We start from the raw sequence: 22,631 nt of genomic DNA, 5'->3' as shown, positions 1-22,631 counted from the left end.
TTTTCCAAGGGGGCAGGGATGCAGGACTGGTTGACCATGACGGCGTGTGATCTGGGGCGGGGGATCGGCATGGGCCAGATTGACCCGGTCGAGCTGACCGAGACCTATTTGACCGCCATCGACGCCCATCCCTACCGCGACCGCATCTATGCGCGCGTCACCCACGACCGCGCCCGGGCTGAGGCCAAAGCCGCGCAGGATCGCGCTGCGCTGGGTCTGCGCCGGTCACTGCTGGACGGGGTTCCGATCAGCTGGAAAGACCTGTTCGATACCGCGGGCACCGGGACCGAGGCCGGATCGGCCCTGCTGAAAGGCCGGGTGCCGCAGGCGGACGCGGTTGTCGTGCGCAACGCCACGGCCATGGGCACGGTCTGTCTGGGCAAAACCCATATGAGCGAGCTGGCCTTCTCGGGCCTTGGTCTGAATCCCATCACCGACACGCCGCCCTGCATTGATGATGTGGATGCCGTGCCGGGCGGGTCATCCTCGGGCGCGGCGGCCTCGGTCGCTTGGGGCTTGGCGGCTTGTGGGATTGGGTCCGACACCGGAGGCTCGGTGCGTATTCCGTCCGCATGGAACAATCTGGTGGGTCTGAAAACAACTGCTGGGCGGGTCAGCCTTGAAGGCACGGTGCCGCTGTGCCTGCGCTTCGACACTGTGGGCCCGCTGGCCCGGTCGGTTGAGGACGCGGCGCATATGCTGGCCTTGTTGGAAGGCGGCACACCCGCCGATCTGCGTGGGGCCAGCCTGAAAGGCCGCCGCTTTGCTGATCTGCAAAATATCGCCAAGGATAACCTGCGCGACACTCCTCGCGCCGCATATGACAGCGCGCTGGAGCGTTTGCGCGATGCCGGGGCCGAGATCGTACCGCTGGAAGTGCCCGAACTGACGGATGCGATGGCGCTGTCCGGTGTGCTTTACACGACCGAGGCCTATGGCCTGTGGCGCGATGTGATCGAAGCCAACCCGGATGCGATGTATCCAGAAATCCTCGAACGGTTCCGCACGGGCAAGAATGTCTCGGGTGCGGATTACATCGCGGCGTGGTCCAAGCTGAAGGCCTCTCGCGCTGCCTGGGATGCGGCCACATCCGGGTTTGATGCTGTTCTGGCACCGACTGCTCCGATTCTACCGCCTAATCTGGATCGGTTGCTGACCGATCACGACTATTACGTCACTGAAAACCTGCTTGCTTTGCGCAACACGCGGATCGGCAACCTGATGGGGCTGGCCGCGCTGACCTTACCGACAGGAACACCAGGCTGCGGGTTGATGATGATGGGCTATCCTGGGTCCGAGGAGGCTCTGTTACGGATCGGATCAGCGGCCGAGGCGGCATTGGCCTGAATGCCACAATCCCCTGATTCGCCATCACTTTGGCTGGACGAAACGGGGTGCGGCCTGTAACCTGCCTGAAAACGGGGCGCTATGATCCCGAACTTGAGGCAGTAGATATGAATTTCCCCGAGCGGTTTTCGAACCTACCGGAATACGCTTTCCCGCGTCTGCGCACCCTGTTGGACCACCATCAACCGGGCGGCGATGTGGTTCACATGACTATCGGCGCGCCGATGCACGATTTCCCGGCCTGGGTGACGGATGTGATCGCTGAGAATGCCGCAGGGTTTCAAGGCTATCCGCCCAACGAAGGCTCACCCGAGCTGCGTGGCGCGATCACCGACTGGATCGCGCGCCGCTATGGCGTGACGATGGACCCCGACACCAACGTGATGGCCCTGAACGGCACGCGCGAGGGGCTGTATAACGCCGCCATGGCGCTGTGCCCCGAGGAAAAGAATGGCCAGAAGCCGGTCGTCTTGTGCCCGAACCCGTTCTATCAGGTCTATATGGTGGCCTCGATCTCGGTCGCGGCGGAACCTGTTTTTGTATCGGCCACTGCGGCCACTGGACACCTGCCCGATTATGCAGGTCTGCCCGAGGATGTGCTGAACCGCGCCGTCGCGGCCTATATCTGTTCACCCGCCAACCCTCAGGGCGCTGTGGCCTCGCGCGACTATTGGGCCGAACTGATCGGGCTTGCTGAGAAATACGATTTCCGCATCTTCGCCGATGAGTGTTATTCCGAAATCTACCGCGACGAGGCACCGGTCGGCGCTCTGACCGTCGCACAAGAGATGGGCGCAGATCCTGAACGTGTGGTGCTGTTCAACTCACTCTCGAAGCGGTCGAACCTGGCAGGGCTGCGCTCGGGTCTGATTGCGGGCGGGCCGGATACGATCAAACGGGTCAAACAGCTGCGCAACTATGCCGGATCGCCACTGCCTTTGCCGTTGCAGGCCGCCGCTGCACGAGTTTGGGCGGACGAAGAGCATGTCATCCAGAACCGCGCGCTTTATCAGGAAAAATACGCCATCGCGGATGAAGTGTTTGCGGGTGTTCAAGGCTATATGTCACCCGAGGCCGGGTTTTTCCTGTGGCTACCGGTCGATAACGGCGAAGAGACCGCATTGAAGCTGTGGCGTGAAACCGGCGTTCGGGTTCTGCCAGGCGCATATCTTTCCCAAGGCGATCCGGGACAAAACCCGGGCGAGCATTTTATTCGGGCCGCGCTTGTGGCTCCAAAAACAGAGTTGCAGCAGGGGCTGATTACGCTCCGCGACTGCATCTATTCGTGAGGTACGAGGGCAAAATGGCATCATTGAACGCGCGCAACCGCGATCCATTGCTGGACAGTACAACGCAAGCCGCCATTGAACGGCGCAGTAAAGAGCTGATCGGGATTGCCTTGATCCTGCTGGGGCTGGCAGCTGCTGCTATGATCTGGTCCTACACGCCGGATGATCCGAACTGGATGGTCTCGACCGATGCGCCGGTGCAGAACTGGATGGGGCGGATTGGGGCCTCGATCGCGGCGCCGTTGTTCATGATCGTGGGCTGGGGCAGCTGGAGCATTGCCTTAGTTCTGATCGGCTGGGGCGTGCGATTTGCGGGACATTTTGGCGAGGATCGCGCGATCGCCCGGCTGATCTTTGCGCCGATCTGGATTGCCGTCGTCTCGGTCTATGCAGCGACTTTGGTACCCGATGAGGCTTGGCGTTCGACCCATAGTTTCGGCCTTGGAGGGCTGTTTGGCGACACCGTCATGGGCGCGTTGCTGACCCTGTTGCCGGTCGCATCGCATTTCATGGTCAAGCTGATGTCGCTGGCCATGGCGCTCGGGATGCTGGCGCTGGGCATTTTCGTCTTGGGCTTCACCAAGGACGATGTGCGCAAAGGCTTCCGGGCGTTTTTGCTGGGCTTGGTGATGTCTTACGACACGCTGATGAACCTGCTGGGCCGCAGTGCGTCGGCAACCGCGCAGGCGGCTCGTGACCGCCGCGCGCAATGGGATGAGCGCAAAGCCGCGCGTGTCGAAGCTGCCGAAGCCGTGTTCGACGATGACTTGGCTTACGCCGATCCGCTGTTCGAAGAGCCTCCGCTGACTGCGCCCGAGCCCGTGAAATCGGGCTTGTTGTCGCGTATCCCCGATCTGATCCGCCGCCCGGACCCTATGCCCGAGCCCGAATTGATCGACCGCGAGCCTCTCGCCGATTTTGAAGAGATGCCGGGCGAAGACCGCATCCGGTCCAAGATTTCCGCCGCTGTGCGCAACCGCAAGGTCGCCGCGGGTGAAATGTCGCCCGAACATGACCCGAACCTGCCGCTGACCAAGGGGCGGGGGCGTGGGCCTGATCCGTTGATCCTGAACTCTGGTGCGGGCGAATTGCCGCCGGAACCGCCGATGACCTCGACTGGTTTGCCACCCGAGCCGATGCTGACGGCAGAATCAACCGAGTGGCAGGAACCTCTGCATCAGGATTTTGCGCCCGAGCCGGACTATGATGAGGCCGTGTTCGAGGATGAGCCGATGGTTGAACCCGAGCCCGCCCCTCAGTCGCGCCCGGCAATGAAAATCCCGGTGGCTGAACCGCGCAAACCGGTTGTCGCGCAACCTGTGCGTCGCGCGCCGCAGCCTTCGCGCCGCGCGCAGGCCGAAGCGCAACCTGCGCTGTCGTTCGAGGACAAGCATTCCGATTTCGAATTGCCGCCTTTGGGCCTGCTGGCCAACCCCGCCAGCATTCAGCGCCATCACCTCAGCGATGAGGCGTTGGAGGAAAACGCCCGGATGCTGGAAAACGTTCTGGATGACTATGGCGTCAAGGGTGAGATCGTCAGTGTTCGCCCGGGTCCGGTTGTTACTATGTACGAACTAGAGCCCGCACCCGGTCTGAAAGCCAGCCGTGTGATCGGTTTGGCCGACGATATCGCACGCTCGATGTCGGCGCTGTCGGCGCGGGTTTCGACCCTGCCGGGGCGCTCGGTCATCGGGATCGAACTGCCCAACGAAAACCGTGAGATGGTGGTGCTGCGTGAAATCCTTGCCAGTCGTGATTTCGGCGACGGCAACCATGCGCTGCCGTTGGCCTTGGGTAAGGATATCGGCGGTGAGTCGGTCGTGGCGAACCTTGCCAAGATGCCTCACCTGCTGATCGCAGGGACCACGGGGTCTGGTAAATCGGTGGCGATCAACACGATGATCCTGTCGCTGCTGTACAAGTTGACACCCGATGAATGCCGCCTGATCATGATCGACCCCAAGATGCTGGAACTGTCGGTCTATGACGGCATTCCGCATCTACTGTCGCCCGTTGTGACTGACCCGAAAAAGGCGGTTGTCGCCCTGAAATGGGTCGTGGGCGAGATGGAGGATCGCTATCGCAAGATGTCCAAGATGGGCGTGCGCAACATCGCGGGCTATAATGGCCGTGTGAAGGATGCGTTGGCCAAGGGCGAGATGTTCAGCCGCACGGTCCAAACGGGCTTTGACGATGAAACCGGCGAACCCACCTTCGAGACCGAAGAATTCGCGCCCGAGGCAATGCCCTATATCGTCGTCATCGTCGACGAGATGGCCGACCTGATGATGGTCGCGGGCAAAGAGATCGAGGCGTGTATTCAACGTCTGGCGCAGATGGCGCGGGCCTCGGGTATTCACCTGATCATGGCGACGCAGCGGCCCTCGGTCGATGTGATCACCGGCACGATCAAGGCAAACTTCCCCACCCGGATCTCGTTCCAGGTGACCTCGAAAGTCGACAGCCGCACCATTTTGGGCGAGATGGGTGCCGAGCAACTGCTGGGGCAGGGCGACATGCTCTATATGGCCGGCGGGGCCAAGATCACCCGTTGCCACGGCCCGTTCGTGTCGGACGAAGAGGTCGAAGAAATCGTCAACCACCTGAAACAGTTCGGCCCGCCCGATTACATGAGCGGTGTAGTCGATGGTCCGGCCGAGGAAAAGGCCGACAATATCGATGCAGTTCTTGGCCTGAATACCGGTGGCAACACCAATGGCGAGGACGCTCTCTATGATCAGGCTGTGGCGATTGTGATCAAGGATCGCAAGTGCTCGACCTCTTATATCCAGCGGAAACTTGCCATCGGTTACAACAAAGCCGCGCGTCTGGTTGAGCAGATGGAGGACGAAGGCGTTGTTTCCGCTGCCAATCACGTCGGAAAGCGCGAAATCCTCGTCCCCGAGCAATAGGATATTTAATAACAAGGGCAAAGCGCCTATCTGTGCCTTATGAAACAGATTGCTTTTGCCCTTGCTTTGACATTGGCCGCACCCGCCGTGTGGGCCGCCGACAAGCTGCCATTGTCGCAGATATCAAACTATCTGAACGAGTTGAAAACCGTTCAGACCACCTTCACTCAGGTCAATGATGACGGGTCGCTCAGCACCGGTAAGCTGTGGATTGAACGGCCGGGCAAGATGCGGTTCGAATACGACCCGCCTAACAGCGCTGTTGTTCTGGCGCGGGCTGGGACGGTTCAGATTTTCGACCCAAAGTCCAATCAACCACCCGAGCAATACCCCTTGCGGCGCACACCGCTGTCATTGGTTCTGGCGCGGAATGTGAATCTGGGTCAGGCGAATATGGTGGTCGGGCACGACTTTGACGGCACGGCCACGGTCGTGACAGCGCAAGATCCCAAAAACCCGGATTCGGGCCGGATCGAACTGATGTTCACCGGCGATCCGGTAGAGCTGCGCAAATGGGTGATCCATGACAACGCAGGCAGCCAGACTACGGTCTTGCTAGGGCCGCTTGAGACGGGCGGGAACCTGGATAACAACCTCTTCTCGAGCCGGACCAGAAGCGGGTCAGGCAATCGCTGACCCGCTGACCTTTTAGTAACGGCAGCCTGACAGTTGTGCCTGATACAGTTTGGCGCGCGCATCCACATCGTTGGCGACGTTCAACAACCAAGTTTTGCTGTAATGACTGCCGCGAGCATAGCCGGTATGGCCCTCATGATACGCCAGATATTGGTTACGCGTGTCGTGCAGTTGGATGCCATTGCGATCTAAACTTTTTGTCATGTACCAGCCAATAAAGTCGGACGCATCACGGATACGGTCCCGCTTGGCACGGCGTTTGCCGGTCTCGCGCTGGTATTCCTCCCACGTGCCGTCCAAAGCTTGGCTAAAGCCATAGGCGCTGCTTTGGCGGCCCATCGGGATGACACCCAGCACGTATTGGTGTGGAGTGCGCGCATCGTGCCGATAGCGGCTTTCCTGATAGATTGTCGCCATCTGTACGTGAACTGGGACACCCCATTTCCGCTCTGTGGTTTTGAATGCCTTGATAAAGTCGGGTCGCTCGCGCGCAATGCTGCACGCGTCATTCAGCTTGCTGGGCGGCTGTTTCGAGCCGCCACTACAGGATGCCAAAAGCAGCACCCCGAAGAGTACGATAAGAATTCTGCTCATGTGCCTCGTGCCTTTTTTCTTTATTCTAGCGCAGATTGAGCGTTTTGGAAATCACAAACGCTACAGCACAATAGCTAGAATTATAGGCATTGCGCCCACCGACAACACGGTCGAGACCATAACCATACCCGCTACTGCGTCCGCGTCGGCTTCGAAGCGTTCGGCCAGCAAGTAAGAGGTCACGGCCACGGGCGCACACATTTGCAGCACCAGAACCCCGAATGCGACCGAATCCAAACCGAACGCCAGTGCGATACTCCAGCCAAGCGCGAAACAGACCGCCAGTTTCAACGCTGAAAGCCAGATAGCTTGCCCCAGTTTCCGGGTGGTCAGGCGCGCTATTGCGACGCCTACAGTGATCAGCATCATTGGAATAGCCATTTGCCCCAACAGATCCAGTGTATTGGTCAGGAACAGTGGCGTTTCCCACCCGCGCCACAGAAATAGCGCGCCTAGCAAAGTGGCCCATACCATCGGTTCGCGTGCTACTTTGCCAAACGCGCCTTTGCCAGCAACCAGATAAATCCCGTATGTAAAAGAGAAAAGTGCAGTGACGGCCAGAAAGATCACGGCAAATCCAAGCCCGGCCTGGCCAAAGGCAAAAATGCAAAGCGGTAGCCCCAAATTGCCCGTGTTTCCAAAGATGAGCGGTGCAAGATAGGTTCTGCGATCCAGCCCGGAAAACCGCACAAATAAACCGAACGCGACAGCAAGTACCAGATGGCCAGCAATGGCCGCCAGTGTGAACCGCGTCAGCTCGCCTGCGGGAATCTCAGTTTGCATAAGGGCAACAAAAATAAGGCTGGGTACTGCAAGCGTGACCGCCAAACGAGTCACGAATTCCAGTCGGTATTCGAATCCGAACCTGACCCACGCATAGCCGATTCCGGCCAAAAGAAAGACCGGAGCAACGATTTCAAACACTGTCAGTAAGAGGTTCACAGACTGTTTCCCTTAATTTCCGATCATTGATTGGCATTTCGGCGCATAAAAGAGTAGTAAGACCTTTGGGGGCTGAAGATATGCTGAAGACAAACGCCAAGTACCGTCTGGGTCAGGTGGTTCGCCACAAGAAACATCCCTTCCGAGGGGTCATTTTTGATGTGGATCCGGAGTTCTCGAACACGGAAGAATGGTATCAAGCGATACCGGAAGACAGTCGTCCGCTCAGGGAACAACCGTTCTATCATTTGCTGGCCGAAAACGACCAATCCTTCTATGTTGCTTATGTTTCTGAACAAAATCTGGTTGCTGACCAGTCGGGCGAACCGGTGGAACATCCCGATATTCCCGACATGTTCGGTCCGTTCGAAAACGGTTCGTACCCTTTGCACTTTCACCTGAACTGACAACGGGGCAGCCGGCGCTTGGTCAATAGCCAAGCGCGCAACCGTCTTTTCTGGGATCGCTTGCGCCTTCAAGCACACCGTCCTCTTTGATGAGGATTGCCTGAGCGCCGCCGAGCGGGGTTTCCGGAATTTCAACTTTGTGACCCATATCGCCTAATTGTTCAGACACCTTGCGCGGAATTCCGCGCTCGAGTTTCAGTACGCCCCCATCAGCGAATGCGCGTGGCGCGTCGATGCTGGCCTGAAGGCCCAAACCGTGATCGGTGAGGTTCGACAACAGGCGCGCATGGCCGGTTGGCTGGAACGCTCCGCCCATCACGCCGAAGGGCATAGTGATCCGGTTGTCCTGCATGACCATGCCTGGAATGATGGTATGCATCGGGCGTTTGCCGCCACCCATTTCGTTGGGGTGGCCCTGTTGCAGCGTGAACCCAGCGCCACGGTTTTGCAGCAAAATCCCATATTTCTCGGATGCGATGCCCGAGCCAAAACTGTGGAAGATCGAATAGATCAGTGACACTGCCATTCGGTCGCGATCGACGACGGTGATATAGATCGTATCTTTGTGAATTGCCTCAGTGACCGGTGCAGCAACTTGCATCGCGCGATTGGGGTCGATTAACGCGGCTAAGCTGTCGGCAATACCCTGATCAGTGAACTTCGGAGCCTGTGCCATATGATCGGGGTCAGCAATGAACCGGTTGCGGGCGTCATAGGCCAATTTTGAGGCTTCAGCCTCAATATGAATACGCTCGACCCCGAACGGGTCCATACCGGAAAGATCAAAGTTCTTCAGAATATTAAGCAGAAGAATCGCCGTGGCCCCCTGACCGTTGGGCGGATGTTCGAACAGTTCGGTGTCATGGTACTGGCCGCTCACCGGTTTCGTCTTGGAAAAGGCGGTCGAGGCGAAGTCCGCTTCTGTATGTACGCCGCCGCGGCTTGTCAGGGCATCGATCATGTCCTGCGCGATGTCACCGGTGTAAAACGCATCCCTGCCGTATTTGGCAATCTGCCGCAGCACCTGGGCCTGACCGGGCGCGCGAAAAACCTGCCCGATTTTGGGTGCGACTCCGTTGAACAGATAGTGGTCTCGTGCAGCGCCTTGCAGGTTGGATGCGCCCGATATCCAGTCAAATGCCACCCGCGGCGCGACCGGAACCCCGATTTCGGCATAGTGAACCGCGGGTCGTAGAATGGTTTCAAGCCCGAGTTTTCCCTCGGTATCAGCCAAATGGCAAAATGCATCCACCGCACCGGGGATTGTCACAGCTTCGGGCGTGTTCAAGGGGACAGTCTCCAAACCCTTGGCGCGCAGGTCTTGCGCTTTGGCCGAAGCAGGCGCGCGACCTGATCCGTTAAGAGCCCGAACTGTGTTTTCGCCCGCGCGATTGAAAAGTACAAAGCAATCGCCGCCGATACCGGTCATTTGCGGCTCGCAAATTCCCAACAAGACCGCTCCTGCGATCGCGGCGTCCATCGCATTGCCGCCCTGCTGCAGAATTTGCAACGCAACCTGAGCCGCCAAAGGATGTGACGTGGCACACATGCCTTCGGTCGCCAGAACCTGTGACCGGCCCGGTGTATGGAAATCGCGCATGGTGATGCTCCCGTGACTGAACGCGCCGAACGTATCGCGCGGGTTGGTATTGTCCAGTCAAATCAAGGGGAAGTTCCTCGGCGCCGTTCACTGGGTGGGGGCTGTGACACTTGGCGCCGAGGGAAGCTATCTGAGCTACGAGTTAACTTTTGCTCTTTGTTTGCGGCGCGACAATGGTCTGATCTGGGCGTTATTGTGACATTTTTGGTCTAACCCAAGCGTGGAAAGTCAAAGCGCAGGGACAGACAATTGCAGCCGTTCGCGTGTTCATAACGGATTTCGCTGGTCAATTCATGGATCAGAAACCAGCCAAACCCACCTTCGGGCAGGTCATTCAGTGAGGAGCCAAGCGGGGCAGGGACTCCGTCAGGTACGCGAAACCCCGGCAGTGGGTTGCCTGTGTCCGAGATCAGGATCTCAAGCCAGTTTTCGTGCAATCGGCATCTGACCTTGACCTTTGCCGGTGTAATTCCCGCATATGCGTGTTCAACGACATTATTGATCGCCTCGGCCAACGCTATCTTGACGTCGGCAGCTTTGTGTTGCGGCAGGCCCTGAGCTTCTAGGCAGGTGCTAATTCTGGCGATGCCAGTGCTGGCTTCAGCCTCGGTCGCGGCAAAGTTCAAATCCATGCAATTCTCGTCGCACATGGCCATTGCGCCCATTCAGATCCGTCAGTCCGCCGCAGCCGTCAGCGCATCGTCCAATGTTGGGTACAGCTTGAACACCGTATCCATGCGCGTCAGCCGAAACACCTTTTCGACAAACGGGTGCAGCCCGGCCAGATCCAGACGTCTTTCGCTGCCGAGTTGCTTCATCGATGCCACGATGGCCCCAAGCCCGCTGGAATCAATGAATTCCACATCCGTCAAATCCAGGACGACCCGTGGCGCCCCGCCTTGTGCCGTGCTTCGCATGTCTTCTTTAAACTGGATGGCCATCGCGGCATCAATCCGGTCGGAATGGACCGTAATGACCTGCGTTGTGTCAGTCGTTTTGCTGGTCAGGCTCATACGCAACTATCCTTCAAACTGAAAATAAATGGTAGAAATACGCTAGACGGCAAATCTTACCATTCGGTATCCAAAGGTAGGGAAGTTGAGAGGAGCATCCGTATGAAACAGGTCGTGATCGCAGGGGCTGCACGCACTCCGATGGGTGGATTTCAGGGGATGTTCGATGGGGTCGCCGCTGCCGAACTAGGTGGGGCCGCAATCCGTGCGGCGCTTGATGGCGCACAGGCCGACACAGTGGACGAGGTTCTGATGGGCTGCGTTTTGCCGGCCGGTCAGGGTCAGGCGCCCGCGCGGCAGGCGGGCTTTGCTGCCGGGCTTGGCGAGGACGTTCCAGCCACCACACTGAACAAGATGTGCGGGTCGGGCATGAAGGCTGCGATGATTGCGTACGACCAAATCGCCTTGGGTCATTCCGACACGATGATTGCCGGCGGGATGGAGAGTATGACGAACGCACCTTATCTGCTGCCCAAGATGCGTGGCGGTGCTCGGATTGGTCATGGGCAGGTCGTAGACCACATGTTTCTGGATGGGCTCGAGGATGCCTATGACAAAGGCCGTCTGATGGGAACCTTCGCCGAGGATTGTGCCGAGGCTTATCAGTTCACACGTGAAGAGCAGGATGAATACGCCTTGCGTTCGTTGTCCAACGCGCTGTCCGCGCAGGAAACCGGTGCTTTTGACGCGGAGATCACACCTGTCGTGACCCGCTCTCGTAAGGGAGAGATCACCCATTCGGCTGATGAACAACCGCAATCGGCGCGTCCCGAAAAAATTCCGACGCTAAAACCAGCATTTCGCAAAGACGGGACGGTAACGGCAGCCAATTCTTCCTCTATCTCGGACGGTGCTGCGGCTCTGGTTCTGGCGTCGACCGATGCTGCCGAGGCCCGCGGGCTTACCATACGCGCGCGCATTCTTGGCCATGCCAGCTTTGCTCAGGCACCGGGTTTGTTCACCACTGCTCCCGTTCCTGCGGCGCAGTCCTTGTTGGCTAAAATCGGGTGGTCCAAGGACGATGTGGATCTGTGGGAAGTCAACGAAGCCTTTGCGGTCGTCCCCATGGCCTTCATGCGCGAGATGGGCCTGCGCCGTGACATCGTCAATGTCAACGGAGGGGCCTGTGCGCTAGGGCACCCAATCGGCGCTTCGGGCGCACGGATCATGGTCACGCTTTTGAATGCGTTGGAAAAGCGGAACCTCAAACGGGGTGTGGCGGCCATCTGCATTGGTGGCGGTGAAGGGACGGCGATCGCAATCGAACGGGTTTGACGCTTTGGTGTTTTCGGCATAGGTCGCTGCACAAAGCAAATTGATCCGGACCAGTGACCATGACCGTCGACTATGCGCAGCTTGCCAAAGCCATTGCCGCTCTGACCGAGGGTGAAACGGATAAGGTCGCTCTGATGGCGACTGTCACCTGCGAGGTGCATCACAGCGATGATCGCTTTAACTGGACCGGGTTTTATCGGGTGACTGAGCCCGACCTGCTTAAGATTGGTCCCTACCAAGGTGGCCACGGTTGTCTTGTCATCCCCTTTAGCCGTGGCGTTTGTGGCGCAGCGGCCCGGACCCAAGAGGTGCAGCTTGTGGCTGACGTGGACGCATTTCCCGGCCATATCGCCTGTGCGTCCTCAACCCGGTCGGAACTGGTGCTACCGGTCTTTGACGCGCAGGGTGAGGTGATCGCGGTGTTTGATATCGACAGCGATCTGCCCGATGCGTTTACTCAGGCAGATGCCGATGGGCTTGCCTCTATCCTCCGCGAAGTGTTCGAACGCTGAGGTCGGTTAGCCGAGCAGCGGGGGCAGAAAGGTGAAGGCAGCATAGCAAGCAGCGGCCTGACCGATCAGGATTGCAAATAACCATCTCGAAAATCCCCGTTTGCGGGTCTTGTGGCGGAATATCCACCGCCCGACTATGGCTCCGGGGCTGCCACCCAGCGCAGCCAGCCATAGCAGACGTCGTTCCGGCACCCGGCGCTTGCGCCGCCGCGCGCGAAGTTTGTCCCAGCCAAAAGCCAGCAGGGTCAGGGTATTGATCGCCCAAAGATACATCACTGCAATCCACATGCATGACCGATACCGAACGCGGCCGCGTGGCCCAAGTGAAAAAACGCTTGGTTTTTTCATTGATTCGCGCCATCGTGAAAAACAGGGATGAAATTTCACGACAACACGGAGCAGTAATTGAACTCGCAGGCCCCCCAAAGCGCGACCCTTGGTGCTGATATCCGCGCCCTGCGCAAAGCGCGCGGGCTGACGCTGAGCGAGATTGCGGCAAAGCTGAACCGCTCGGTCGGGTGGCTGAGCCAGGTCGAGCGGGATAAGTCCGATCCGTCCATCTCGGACTTGCGGCAGATGGCCGATTGTCTGGGCGTGCCCATGTCGATGCTGTTTGCCCATTCTGCCGCCCCGGCAGATGAACAGGGTTATGTGGTTCGCGCGGGCTCGCGCCGTCCAATGGGATCGGGTGAGGAAGGACTGATCGAGGAGTTGCTCTCACCCGATCTGACCGACGATTTCGAAATGGTGCATTCCACCTTCGAGCCCCGCTCGCAGATGCAGACCCCCGCCGACCGTCCGACGCAAGAGGTCGGCTATATGATCTCGGGGCGGTTGAACCTGACGATTGGAGGGCGGCAATTCTCGGTCGGGCCGGGGGACAGTTTCCGTATCAAACACGAACCCTATCACTGGGCGAACCCCTATGATGAGCCCGCCGTGGCCATCTGGGTTATCGCCCCGCCGGTGTATTGAATGAGCTTTGAGGCCTGGACCATATTCGCTCTGTTCTGGGTGGTGTTCGTCACCACACCGGGGCCGAATGCGGTCAATTGCATCTCGAACGGGATGAGCCTGCCCTTTGCCAAGGCGATGCTGGGTGTGCTGGCGATCCTGACACAGGCCAGCGCGTTTCTTATCCTATCGGCGCTGGGGGTGACGGCGCTGATCGCGGCCTCACCCACCGGGTTCTTCATCGCCAAACTGATCGGCGCGGGATTCCTGATCTGGATGGGCATCCGCGGCTGGATCAACGCCAGCAAACCTGCGCCCGCGTCCGAGCGACCCGCGCGCCACGTCTATCTGCACGCACTGGCGGTGGCGACTATCAATCCTAAAAGCGTGGCCGGGTATCTGGCGGCGTTTTCGCAATTCGTTCAACCCGACGTGCCGGTCTGGCAGCAGATGGGGGTGATCATGCCCACCGCGCTGGTCATCACAACGCTCAGCTACACCGGGTTCACCCTGCTGGGTGCGCTGATGGGCAAGGCTGCGCTGGGTGCTGTGTTCAACGTCTGGGTCCGCCGCGTGATGGCGACCTGTTTCATCATCTACGGCGTGTTGCTGGGTACCAGCGCAACGCCTACAGCAAGGGGGTAAAGACATGCACACGGGTTCCTGCCTCTGCGGCAAGGTCGCCTTCACCATTGACGGAGACCTTGCTGCGCCCAACGCCTGCCATTGCGGCCAATGCCGCAGGCAATCGGGTCATCTGTGGGCCTCCTGCGAGACGCATGAAGACAACCTCAGCTTTACCTCCAGCGAGACGCTTGGTTGGTATCGCGCCTCGGACATCGCCAAGCGCGGCTTTTGCAGCGTCTGCGGATCGTTCCTATTTTGGCAGCACAATGATGAGGACACGATTGCGGTTTCAATAGGGTCTCTGGACGAGCCCACCGGGCTGAAACTCGCCCAACATATCTTCGTCGCCGACAAGGGCGACTACTACGACATTCAGGACGATCTGCCCCAGCGGGCATACTAACAGGGAAGCAAAACCATGAGTGATTTTCCAACCAAGGCCCGTGTGGTCATCATCGGCGGCGGCGTTGTCGGCTGTTCGTCGCTTTATCATCTGGCCAAGAAGGGCTGGACCGACTGCGTTCTGCTGGAAAAGAACGAGTTGACGGCGGGCTCCACATGGCACGCGGCCGGGAATGTGCCGACCTTTTCCAATTCATGGGCGATCATGAACATGCAGCGCTATTCGACCGAGCTGTATTCGCGGCTGGCCGATGAGGTTGATTATCCGATGAACTACCACGTCTCGGGGTCGATCCGTCTGGCGCACAGCAAGGAGCGGATGCAGGAGTTCGAACACGCGATGTCCATGGGTCGCTATCAAGGCATCCCGATGGAGATGTGGACGCCGGAAGAAGCCAAGGAACGCTATCCGTTCCTTGAAACCCACGACCTGGAAGGCGTTTTGTACGACCCGACAGATGGCGACATTGACCCGGCCCAGCTGACGCAGGCATTGGCCAAAGGCGCGCGGGACATGGGGCAAAAAATCATCCGCTTCTGCCCCGCAACTGGCGTGACTCAGCACGAGGACGGGACATGGACCGTGCACACCGAAAAGGGCGATATCGCCTGTGACTATGTGGTCAACGCCGCCGGATACTATGCACAGCGTGTGGGCGAGTGGTTCAAACCGTTCGGCGGGCGCACAGTGCCAGCGATGGTCATGAGCCACCAGTACCTGCTGACCGATGAAGTGCCAGAGGTCGAGGCGTGGTCGAAAGAGCATGGCGGCAAGCTGCCGCTGCTGCGCGACGTGGATATCTCGTACTATCTGCGGCAGGAGAAGAACGGCTTCAACCTTGGGCCGTATGAGCCCAACTGCAAAGGCCATTGGATGACCGAAGACGATCCGATGCCCGAAGACTTCAGCTTCCAGCTTTGGAACGATGATCTTGACCGGATCGAGGATATCGTCACCGACGCGATGGAGCGGGTGCCGCTTATGGCAACCTCTGGCGTGGGTCGGGTGATCAACGGGCCGATTCCTTACGCGCCGGATGGGTTGCCTCTGATCGGGCCAATGCCCGGCGTGACGAACGCGTTCGAGGCGCACACCTTCACCTTCGGCATCGCGCAGGGCGGTGGCGCTGGCAAGGTGCTTGCCGAATGGATCGTCGATGGCGCGACCGAATGGGATATGTGGGCCGTCGATCCACGCCGCTACACCGACTACACCGATCAAGACTATTGCAACCAGAAGGGCATGGAGGTCTATGGCAACGAATACGCCATGCACTTCCCCCATCACGAATGGCCTGCGGCGCGGGACAAGAAGCTGTCTCCGGTTCATGACAAGATCAAGGAACTGGGCGGCGTGATGGGTGCCTATAACGGCTGGGAACGCGCCAATTGGTTCGCCAAGCCGGGCGACGATACCTCGCTGGATGCGACGCATACATGGGGTCGCTCTGGCCCGTGGGAGCAGCGGATCAAAGAAGAATGCGAGGCCGTGCGCGACCATTGCGGCGTGCTGGACTTGCCGGGTTTCTCGCGCTTCATGGTTAAGGGAGAAGGCGCGGCCGAGGCGCTGCGTGGGCTGGTGACGGGCGGTCTGCCCAAGGTGGGCCGGATCAATCTGGTCTATATCGCCGACGACCGGGGCCGCATCCTGACCGAGATGTCCTGCCTGCGTCTGGGTGAGGATGAGTTCGTCATGATCACCGCCGCCACCGCGCAATGGCACGACCGGGACATTCTGGTGAATGCGATGCCCTCGGGTGTCAGTGTCGAGGATGTTACCACCACACGCGACACGCTGATCGTCACCGGCCCAAAATCGCGTGAGATCCTGTCGGGTCTGACCGATGCCGATCTGTCGCTGGGCTGGCTGACCCATCAGGCCGCCACTGTGGCAGGGAAACCCGCCTATCTGATCCGTGTATCCTTTGCTGGCGAACTGGGTTGGGAAGTTCACGCTCTGAACGACGACATGCCTGCGATCTATGACGCGATCCTTGAGGCTGGTGCCACGCCGTTTGGCATGTATGCGCTGAACTCGCTGCGGATCGAAAAAGGCTACCGCGCGTGGAAGGGCGACCTGTCGACAGATTACTCTCTGCTGGAAGGCGGGCTGGGGCGCTTCGTCAAACTAGATAAGCCGCAGGATTTCCCCGGCAAGGCCGCGATCCTGAACGAAAAGCAGCAGGGGGTGAAGAAGTCCTTCGTTACCCTGACGGTCGAGGCCGGTGACTGCGACGCGCCTTACATGTCCTGCATCTGGCAAGGCGATCAGATCGTGGGCGAGACCACATCGGGCGCATGGGGCTATCGCGTGGGCAAATCCATCGCGCTCGGCATGATCAAGTCGGAACTGGCAAATCCGGGCACCGCGTTGGAGGTCGAGATCTACGGCCAGAAATACCCCGCTGTGGTGCAAGAGGATCAACCCCTCTGGGATCCGGCCAACGACCGGCTGCGGGCCTGACCATGGCTGTTCCGCGCGTCATGCAGGGCGTTCACCTGACCCGCCACGGCGGGCCAGAGGCGCTGGAGTGGCGCGCGGATATCCCGGTGCCACAATCCGGGCCCGGTCAGGTGCTGGTTCGGGTCGCGGCAGCTGGGGTCAACAACACCGATATCAACACACGTGTCGGCTGGTATTCCTCAGACATTACCGGTGCGACGGATGCGGTGGATCAGGAGGTTGACGCGGGCGGCTGGGGCGGTGCGTTACACTTCCCGCGCATTCAGGGCGGCGATCTGTGCGGCATCGTTGAGCTTGCCGGACCCGAGACTGGGTTCCAACCCGGTCAGCGCGTCACCTGCCCGATCAACCTGCCGCGCCCACGCCCCGGCAATCCGACCGGGTTCATCGCGCTCGGGTCCGAGATTGACGGGGCCTTCGCGCAATATTGTCTGGTCGAGGCGTCGGATTTGTACGATGTGTCAGCCTCTCCGCTGTCGGATGCCGAGATCGCTGCCATCCCCTGTGCTTTTGGCACGGCGGAAAACCTGCTGACCCGCGCAGGCGTGACTGCAGGCCACAAGGTTTTAATCACCGGAGCTTCGGGCGGGGTCGGTCTGGCTGCTGTGCAACTTGCCCGGCTACGCGGAGCGACCGTGTGGGGTGTAACCAGCCCAGCCAAAGCCGATGTGGTCAAAGATCAAGGGGCAACGGATACGTTTGACCGTAACGCGCCCTTGCCGAAAGACATGTTCGATGTGGTGATCGACGTCGTCGGCGGTCCCGCGTGGCCCAACCTGATCCTGTCGCTGAAACCCGGCGGGCAGTATGCGGTATCTGGTGCCATCGCCGGCCCCATCGTTCAGGCCGATCTGCGCGATATCTATTTGCGCGACATCACCATCCACGGCTGCACCCATCAGGCCTTCGAGGTTTTCGGACGATTGGTCGAACTTATGAACGCAGGCCGGATCAAACCTTTGATCTCAAAAACCTATCCGCTAAGAGATATCGCCGAAGCGCAAGAGGACTTTCAGTCCAAAGCATTTGCGGGAAAACTGGTTCTCATTCCCTGAGGAAAGGTAAGGCTATGGCGGATATCACCCTGTTGGACGGCTCGATCGGGCAGGAACTGGTCAAGCGCGGTGGCGAAAAGCCCACGCCTTTGTGGTCAACGCGCGTGATGATAGATCAGCCCGAACTGGTGGGGCAAGTCCATGCCGATTACTTCCGCCGTGGCGCGACGGTGGCGACTACGAACACCTATGCCGTCCACCGCTCGCGCTTGGTGCGCGAAGGGATCGAGGATCAACTGCCCGCCCTGATCGACTCGGCGCTGACACAGGCAGAACGCGCGCGGCCGCCCTCGAGCGGGCGGATCGCAGGGGCACTGGGGCCGCTTCTGGCCTCATACCGGCCCGACCTGAAGCCCGATGTGGAAGACGCGGCCTTGAAATATGCCGAGCTGGTCGGTCTGATGAACGACCGGGTGGACCTATTCCTGCTGGAAACCGTCTCGTCCCTGCAAGAGGCCGAAGGCGCGTTGCGCGGGACGGAAAGCGCAACCAAACCCGTCTGGCTGGCGCTGTCAGTGATGGATAATGACGGCACCCGCCTGCGTTCGGGCGAGCATCTGGCGCAGGTCGCGCCTCTGGTCGATCGCTTCGCGCCCGATGCGGTTCTGATCAACTGTACCCGCCCGGAATCGGTGATGCCCGCACTGATGATCCTTGAAACGATGGGCCGCCCTTACGGGGCCTATGCCAATGGCTTTACCGGCATCACACAAGGGTTTTTGGAAGACGCCCCCACCGTCGATGCGCTGCAAGAACGTCATGACCTGACCCCCGAAGCCTATGCCGATTTCGCCATGTCCTGGGTCGAACACGGTGCCACCATCGTCGGCGGCTGCTGCGAGGTCGGCCCCGATCATATCGAAGCGCTGGCCCACGCGCTGCACGCCGCCCGACACCGGATCGTCTAGGGCGATGGCGGGTCAGCAGCATTTCGATATCCTCGTCGCCCCCGGCTATGTGCTGCTGGAACTGGCGTCGCTGGTCGAGGTGCTGCGGCTGGCCAATCGCGTTTGTCCGCATCCGCCCTTTACCTATGCGTATAAATCCCTGAAGGGTGGACCGATCCATTCCAGCAGCGATGCGATGATCCAGACCGAGGCTGTCAGCACCCAGCCCAAGGCGGATTACCTGTTTGTCATCGGCAATACCGACCCTGACCATCCCGACCTTTCGCTGGGCCGCGTGGCGTCAGACTACACATATCGTGGCGCACAGGTGTTTTTGCTGGCTGAAGCCGCCAGCCGCTATATCGACGAACACGGCACCGAGGATATGGCAACCCATTGGGAAAACGCCTCGTTCTTGCGCGAACGCGGCGCCCGGTTCGAGGCCAAGCTCTCCATCGCCACACAGCAAGGCGCCGTTGTCACCTGTGCGGGGATGGAGGCGACGACGGATGTGGCTTTGTCTGTGATCGGCCGACACATCTCGGGGCCAGCCAAGATGACCGTGGCCGATATTATGCTGCACGAGAACATCCGCGATTTCTCCTCGATGCAGCCGTTTTCCGGCACACGTCTGACCGCCACCGGGGATGCCAAGCTGGACCAGTGTATCAAGCTGATGCAGGCCAATATCGAGGACCCTCTGCCGATCCATCAGATCGTCGAGGAACTGCATCTGTCCAACCGCTCGTTGGAGCGCAAGTTCAAGACCTTCTTCGGCACCACCCCCAACGGGTTCTACCGCGAGATGCGGCTGGCCAAGGCCAACAACCTGCTTCTCAACACCACCATGAGCGTGCGCGAGATCGGCCTGGCCTGCGGGTTCCCGAACGGGTTTTCGTCTGTTTACAAAAGCTTTTTCGGCGTCACGCCCTTTGTTCTTCGTCGCGAAAAGCGCGCGACACATCGGTGAAAATTACCGATTTTGTGACGCTTTTGGCGCATTTGTTGTCGATCTTCCGTGGCATTTTGGCCCAAACCTGACAGCGCGGAGATTTCAGGATGGTTGATCTTCCCCAAAAGGCCCGAGTGGTCATTATCGGCGGCGGCGTTATCGGATGCTCGGTCGCATATCACCTGACTAAGAAGGGCTGGAGTGATGTCGTTCTGCTGGAGCGCAAGCAGCTGACCAGCGGCACCACATGGCACGCGGCGGGTCTGATCGCGCAGCTGCGGGCGACGGCGAACATGACCAAACTGGCGAAGTATTCGCAGGAACTGTACGGCTCGCTCGAAGAAGAGACCGGCGTGGCCACCGGGTTCAAACGCTGCGGTTCGATCACCGTGGCGCTGACCGAGGAGCGTAAGGAAGAGATCTACCGTCAGGCCGCCATGGCCCGCGCCTTTGGGGTCGAGGTCGAAGAAATCTCGAACGAGCGCGTCAAAGAGATGTACCCGCATCTGAATGTCGAAGACGTCAAGGGCGCGGTCTATCTGCCGCTGGACGGGCAGGGCGACCCGGCCAATATTGCACTGGCGCTGGCCAAGGGCGCGCGGCAACGCGGCGGGATCGTCAAGGAACGGGTGAAAGTCACCGATATCGTCAAACAGGGGCGCACGGTCACGGGCGTCGACTGGGTTGCCGATGACGGCAGCGCCTCGGGTCATATCGAATGCGATATGGTGGTGAACTGCGCCGGTATGTGGGGGCATGAGGTCGGTCGAATGGCGGGCGTGAACGTCCCGCTGCACGCGTGTGAGCATTTCTATATCGTTACCGAAGGCATTGACGGCCTGACCCAGCTGCCGGTTCTGCGCGTGCCGGATGAGTGCGCCTATTACAAGGAAGACGCGGGCAAAATCTTGCTGGGCGCGTTTGAACCCAACGCGAAGCCATGGGCCATGGAGGGCATCCCCGACAGTTTCGAGTTCGACCAACTACCCGAGGATTTCGACCACTTCGAGCCGATCCTTGAGGCGGCAGTAAACCGGATGCCGATGCTGGCCGAGGCGGGGATTCATACCTTCTTCAACGGGCCGGAATCCTTCACGCCCGACGATGCTTATCATCTGGGCCTCGCGCCTGAGATGGACAATGTCTGGGTCGCGGCCGGGTTCAACTCGATCGGTATCCAATCTGCCGGAGGCGCGGGTATGGCGCTGGCCGAGTGGATGGACAGCGGCGAGAAACCGTTTGATCTGGGCGATGTGGATATCAGCCGGATGCAGCCGTTTCAGGGCAACAAGAAGTATCTGTTCGAACGGTCCAAGGAAACGCTGGGCCTGCTTTATGCCGACCACTACCCGTACCGTCAGAAAGCCACCGCGCGCGGCGTGCGGCGCACACCATTCCACCATCACCTGCTGGAACACGGTGCCGTCATGGGTGAACTGGCCGGGTGGGAGCGCGCCAATTGGTTCGCCAACGCAGGTCAGGAACGCGAGTACCACTATAGCTGGAAACGCCAGAACTGGTTCGAAAACTCCGCTGCCGAACACCGTGCGGTGCGCGAGAATGTGGGCATGTATGACATGTCGTCCTTCGGCAAAATCCGCGTCGAAGGGCCGGATGCCGAGGCGTTCATGAGCTACATTGGAGGTGGCGATTACTCAGTGCCCAATGGCAAGATTGTCTACACTCAATTCCTGAACCGCGCGGGCGGGATCGAAGCGGACGTGACCGTCACCCGCCTGACCGAGACAGCCTATCTGGTGGTCACCCCCGCAGCCACGCGCTTGGCCGATCAAACCTGGATGCAACGCCACGCGGGTGGGTTCAACGTGGTCATCACCGATGTCACGGCAGGCGAGGGCGTTCTGGCCGTCATGGGCCCAAACGCACGCGGGTTGCTGCAAAAAGTCTCGTCCGCTGATTTCTCGAACGCGGCCAACCCGTTTGGCACAGCGCAAGAGATCGAGATGGGCATGGGCCTCGCCCGGGCGCACCGCGTCACCTATGTGGGCGAGCTGGGGTGGGAGATCTACGTCTCCTCCGACATGGCGGGCCACGTGTTCGAAACCCTTTACGAGGCCGGGCAAGATATGGGTCTGAAACTCTGCGGGATGCATATGATGGACTCTTGCCGGATCGAGAAGGGATTCCGCCATTTCGGCCACGACATCACCTGTGAGGATCATGTAGTTGATGCCGGGTTGGGTTTTGCCGTGAAAACCGACAAGGGTAGTGATTTCATCGGTCGTGAGGCGGTTATTGCCCGTAAAGAAAGCGGACCGCAAAGCCGGTTGGTTCAGTTCAAACTGACCGACTCTGAGCCGCTGTTGTTCCACAATGAACCTATCCTGCGCGATGGCGAATATGTGGGCTACCTGAGTTCAGGCAATTATGGCCACACGCTGGGCGCGGCCATCGGCCTAGGCTATGTGCCCTGCGCGGGTGAAAAGGCTGCCGATGTCCTGGCCTCTAGCTATGAGATCGACGTCTGTGGCGTGAAGGTCAAAGCCGAAGCCTCACTGAAACCGATGTACGATCCCAAATCGGAACGCGTAAAAGTCTGAAACGCGGGAAAAGGGGGCGCTGCCCCCGCCGCGGCAAGCCGCGACTCCCCCGAGGTATTTGAAGCCAGATGAAGTGCAGGTTCCGTACTTCATCTGGCCAAAAACATCTCGGAGCGCGAGGCAGAGCCTCGCATGTTGGTTTGGTTTCAAACATGTGACGTATCAGAATTCCTGATGGCCGGCTTCACAGTTTTCGTGGTTT

21 protein-coding genes are annotated in these 22,631 nt (G+C 59.5%); 15 read left to right on the top strand and 6 right to left on the bottom strand.

Annotated elements, in window-relative coordinates; all coding sequences use genetic code 11:
* Positions 1-18: 18 nt before the first annotated feature.
* The 4 genes from ABWV79_RS19320 to ABWV79_RS19305 all read left to right on the top strand — a co-directional run bounded on the left by ABWV79_RS19320 (position 19) and on the right by ABWV79_RS19305 (position 6,184).
* Entirely contained in the window at positions 19-1,347 is a 1,329-nt protein-coding gene (locus ABWV79_RS19320; RefSeq protein WP_353394042.1) for an amidase, read from the top strand.
* Between the two features lie 107 nt (positions 1,348-1,454).
* Entirely contained in the window at positions 1,455-2,636 is a 1,182-nt protein-coding gene (locus tag ABWV79_RS19315; protein ID WP_353394263.1) for an aminotransferase class I/II-fold pyridoxal phosphate-dependent enzyme, read from the top strand.
* Positions 2,637-2,650: 14 nt separating this feature from the next.
* The gene (locus ABWV79_RS19310) at positions 2,651-5,548 is read left to right on the top strand and encodes a DNA translocase FtsK (protein WP_353394040.1); all 2,898 of its coding nucleotides are present in this window, start codon (positions 2,651-2,653) and stop codon (positions 5,546-5,548) included.
* A gap of 39 nt (positions 5,549-5,587) precedes the next feature.
* Complete coding sequence (locus ABWV79_RS19305; RefSeq protein WP_353394038.1) at positions 5,588-6,184, top strand: LolA family protein; 597 nt, start codon at positions 5,588-5,590, stop codon at positions 6,182-6,184.
* Positions 6,185-6,196: 12 nt separating this feature from the next.
* Here the strand turns inward: ABWV79_RS19305 and ABWV79_RS19300 are convergent, their stop codons facing one another.
* Together ABWV79_RS19300 and ABWV79_RS19295 are read right to left on the bottom strand one after the other, a co-directional pair.
* Entirely contained in the window at positions 6,197-6,778 is a 582-nt protein-coding gene (locus tag ABWV79_RS19300) for a transglycosylase SLT domain-containing protein (RefSeq protein WP_353394036.1), read from the bottom strand.
* A gap of 60 nt (positions 6,779-6,838) precedes the next feature.
* Positions 6,839-7,720: an AEC family transporter gene (locus tag ABWV79_RS19295; protein ID WP_353394034.1), complete on the bottom strand. Its 882-nt coding sequence runs from the start codon at positions 7,718-7,720 to the stop codon at positions 6,839-6,841.
* A gap of 80 nt (positions 7,721-7,800) precedes the next feature.
* Between ABWV79_RS19295 and hspQ the strand changes: the two genes are divergently transcribed.
* On the top strand, positions 7,801-8,127 hold the full coding sequence (gene hspQ / locus ABWV79_RS19290) for a heat shock protein HspQ (RefSeq protein ID WP_353394032.1): 327 nt from the start codon (positions 7,801-7,803) through the stop codon (positions 8,125-8,127).
* 22 nt (positions 8,128-8,149) lie between these two features.
* Here the strand turns inward: hspQ and ABWV79_RS19285 are convergent, their stop codons facing one another.
* From ABWV79_RS19285 to ABWV79_RS19275, 3 genes are all read right to left on the bottom strand, one after another.
* Positions 8,150-9,727: a gamma-glutamyltransferase family protein gene (locus ABWV79_RS19285; protein ID WP_353394030.1), complete on the bottom strand. Its 1,578-nt coding sequence runs from the start codon at positions 9,725-9,727 to the stop codon at positions 8,150-8,152.
* 209 nt (positions 9,728-9,936) lie between these two features.
* Positions 9,937-10,359 (bottom strand): ATP-binding protein, encoded by a 423-nt coding sequence (locus ABWV79_RS19280; protein WP_353394028.1) that lies wholly within the window; start codon positions 10,357-10,359, stop codon positions 9,937-9,939.
* A gap of 42 nt (positions 10,360-10,401) precedes the next feature.
* Positions 10,402-10,740, bottom strand: coding sequence for an STAS domain-containing protein (locus ABWV79_RS19275; protein WP_170527408.1), 339 nt, complete (start codon positions 10,738-10,740; stop codon positions 10,402-10,404).
* 102 nt (positions 10,741-10,842) lie between these two features.
* On the opposite strand from ABWV79_RS19275, the gene ABWV79_RS19270 reads away from it, so the two are divergent.
* Together ABWV79_RS19270 and msrC are read left to right on the top strand one after the other, a co-directional pair.
* Positions 10,843-12,015, top strand: a complete 1,173-nt coding sequence (locus ABWV79_RS19270; RefSeq protein WP_353394026.1) for a thiolase family protein — start codon at positions 10,843-10,845, stop codon at positions 12,013-12,015.
* 59 nt (positions 12,016-12,074) lie between these two features.
* Positions 12,075-12,527, top strand: coding sequence for a free L-methionine (R)-S-oxide reductase MsrC (gene msrC, locus ABWV79_RS19265; RefSeq protein WP_353394023.1), 453 nt, complete (start codon positions 12,075-12,077; stop codon positions 12,525-12,527).
* A 6-nt stretch (positions 12,528-12,533) separates the two neighbouring features.
* Here msrC and ABWV79_RS19260 read toward each other — a convergent pair whose 3' ends face one another.
* Entirely contained in the window at positions 12,534-12,875 is a 342-nt protein-coding gene (locus ABWV79_RS19260) for a DUF1294 domain-containing protein (RefSeq protein ID WP_353394021.1), read from the bottom strand.
* 57 nt (positions 12,876-12,932) lie between these two features.
* Between ABWV79_RS19260 and ABWV79_RS19255 the strand changes: the two genes are divergently transcribed.
* From ABWV79_RS19255 to ABWV79_RS19220, 8 genes are all read left to right on the top strand, one after another.
* Complete coding sequence (locus tag ABWV79_RS19255) at positions 12,933-13,502, top strand: helix-turn-helix domain-containing protein (protein WP_353394019.1); 570 nt, start codon at positions 12,933-12,935, stop codon at positions 13,500-13,502.
* The gene (locus ABWV79_RS19250) at positions 13,503-14,126 is read left to right on the top strand and encodes a LysE family translocator (RefSeq protein WP_170355367.1); all 624 of its coding nucleotides are present in this window, start codon (positions 13,503-13,505) and stop codon (positions 14,124-14,126) included.
* Between the two features lie 4 nt (positions 14,127-14,130).
* Positions 14,131-14,511 (top strand): GFA family protein, encoded by a 381-nt coding sequence (locus ABWV79_RS19245; protein ID WP_353394017.1) that lies wholly within the window; start codon positions 14,131-14,133, stop codon positions 14,509-14,511.
* Between the two features lie 15 nt (positions 14,512-14,526).
* Positions 14,527-16,974, top strand: coding sequence for a GcvT family protein (locus tag ABWV79_RS19240; RefSeq protein ID WP_353394015.1), 2,448 nt, complete (start codon positions 14,527-14,529; stop codon positions 16,972-16,974).
* Positions 16,975-16,976: 2 nt separating this feature from the next.
* Positions 16,977-18,029, top strand: a complete 1,053-nt coding sequence (locus ABWV79_RS19235; protein WP_353394013.1) for a zinc-binding dehydrogenase — start codon at positions 16,977-16,979, stop codon at positions 18,027-18,029.
* A 14-nt stretch (positions 18,030-18,043) separates the two neighbouring features.
* Entirely contained in the window at positions 18,044-18,937 is an 894-nt protein-coding gene (locus ABWV79_RS19230) for a homocysteine S-methyltransferase family protein (protein ID WP_170754534.1), read from the top strand.
* A gap of 4 nt (positions 18,938-18,941) precedes the next feature.
* On the top strand, positions 18,942-19,886 hold the full coding sequence (locus ABWV79_RS19225) for a GlxA family transcriptional regulator (protein WP_353394011.1): 945 nt from the start codon (positions 18,942-18,944) through the stop codon (positions 19,884-19,886).
* 89 nt (positions 19,887-19,975) lie between these two features.
* A complete protein-coding gene (locus ABWV79_RS19220) occupies positions 19,976-22,429 on the top strand; it encodes a GcvT family protein (RefSeq protein ID WP_353394009.1) in 2,454 nt (817 codons plus the stop codon).
* Positions 22,430-22,631 lie beyond the last annotated feature (202 nt).

Origin of the sequence: Ruegeria sp. HU-ET01832 (genome assembly GCF_040371315.1) — a bacterium.
GTDB lineage: Bacteria > Pseudomonadota > Alphaproteobacteria > Rhodobacterales > Rhodobacteraceae > Ruegeria > Ruegeria lacuscaerulensis_A.
Note: the sequence above shows the minus strand (reverse complement) of the source record. Positions and strands in the feature narration are given on the sequence as shown.

Bases quoted from the DNA above. Each gene is read 5' to 3' on its own strand.
- ABWV79_RS19320 (WP_353394042.1), top strand. From the start codon at position 19: ATGCAGGACTGGTTGACCATGACGGCGTGTGATCTGGGGCGGGGGATC.
- ABWV79_RS19315 (WP_353394263.1), top strand. From the start codon at position 1,455: ATGAATTTCCCCGAGCGGTTTTCGAACCTACCGGAATACGCTTTCCCG.
- ABWV79_RS19310 (WP_353394040.1), top strand. From the start codon at position 2,651: ATGGCATCATTGAACGCGCGCAACCGCGATCCATTGCTGGACAGTACA.
- ABWV79_RS19305 (WP_353394038.1), top strand. From the start codon at position 5,588: ATGAAACAGATTGCTTTTGCCCTTGCTTTGACATTGGCCGCACCCGCC.
- ABWV79_RS19300 (WP_353394036.1), bottom strand. From the start codon at position 6,778: ATGAGCAGAATTCTTATCGTACTCTTCGGGGTGCTGCTTTTGGCATCC.
- hspQ (WP_353394032.1), top strand. From the start codon at position 7,801: ATGCTGAAGACAAACGCCAAGTACCGTCTGGGTCAGGTGGTTCGCCAC.
- ABWV79_RS19285 (WP_353394030.1), bottom strand. From the start codon at position 9,727: ATGCGCGATTTCCATACACCGGGCCGGTCACAGGTTCTGGCGACCGAA.
- ABWV79_RS19280 (WP_353394028.1), bottom strand. From the start codon at position 10,359: ATGGATTTGAACTTTGCCGCGACCGAGGCTGAAGCCAGCACTGGCATC.
- ABWV79_RS19275 (WP_170527408.1), bottom strand. From the start codon at position 10,740: ATGAGCCTGACCAGCAAAACGACTGACACAACGCAGGTCATTACGGTC.
- ABWV79_RS19270 (WP_353394026.1), top strand. From the start codon at position 10,843: ATGAAACAGGTCGTGATCGCAGGGGCTGCACGCACTCCGATGGGTGGA.
- msrC (WP_353394023.1), top strand. From the start codon at position 12,075: ATGACCGTCGACTATGCGCAGCTTGCCAAAGCCATTGCCGCTCTGACC.
- ABWV79_RS19260 (WP_353394021.1), bottom strand. From the start codon at position 12,875: ATGAAAAAACCAAGCGTTTTTTCACTTGGGCCACGCGGCCGCGTTCGG.
- ABWV79_RS19250 (WP_170355367.1), top strand. From the start codon at position 13,503: ATGAGCTTTGAGGCCTGGACCATATTCGCTCTGTTCTGGGTGGTGTTC.
- ABWV79_RS19245 (WP_353394017.1), top strand. From the start codon at position 14,131: ATGCACACGGGTTCCTGCCTCTGCGGCAAGGTCGCCTTCACCATTGAC.
- ABWV79_RS19240 (WP_353394015.1), top strand. From the start codon at position 14,527: ATGAGTGATTTTCCAACCAAGGCCCGTGTGGTCATCATCGGCGGCGGC.
- ABWV79_RS19235 (WP_353394013.1), top strand. From the start codon at position 16,977: ATGGCTGTTCCGCGCGTCATGCAGGGCGTTCACCTGACCCGCCACGGC.
- ABWV79_RS19230 (WP_170754534.1), top strand. From the start codon at position 18,044: ATGGCGGATATCACCCTGTTGGACGGCTCGATCGGGCAGGAACTGGTC.
- ABWV79_RS19225 (WP_353394011.1), top strand. From the start codon at position 18,942: ATGGCGGGTCAGCAGCATTTCGATATCCTCGTCGCCCCCGGCTATGTG.
- ABWV79_RS19220 (WP_353394009.1), top strand. From the start codon at position 19,976: ATGGTTGATCTTCCCCAAAAGGCCCGAGTGGTCATTATCGGCGGCGGC.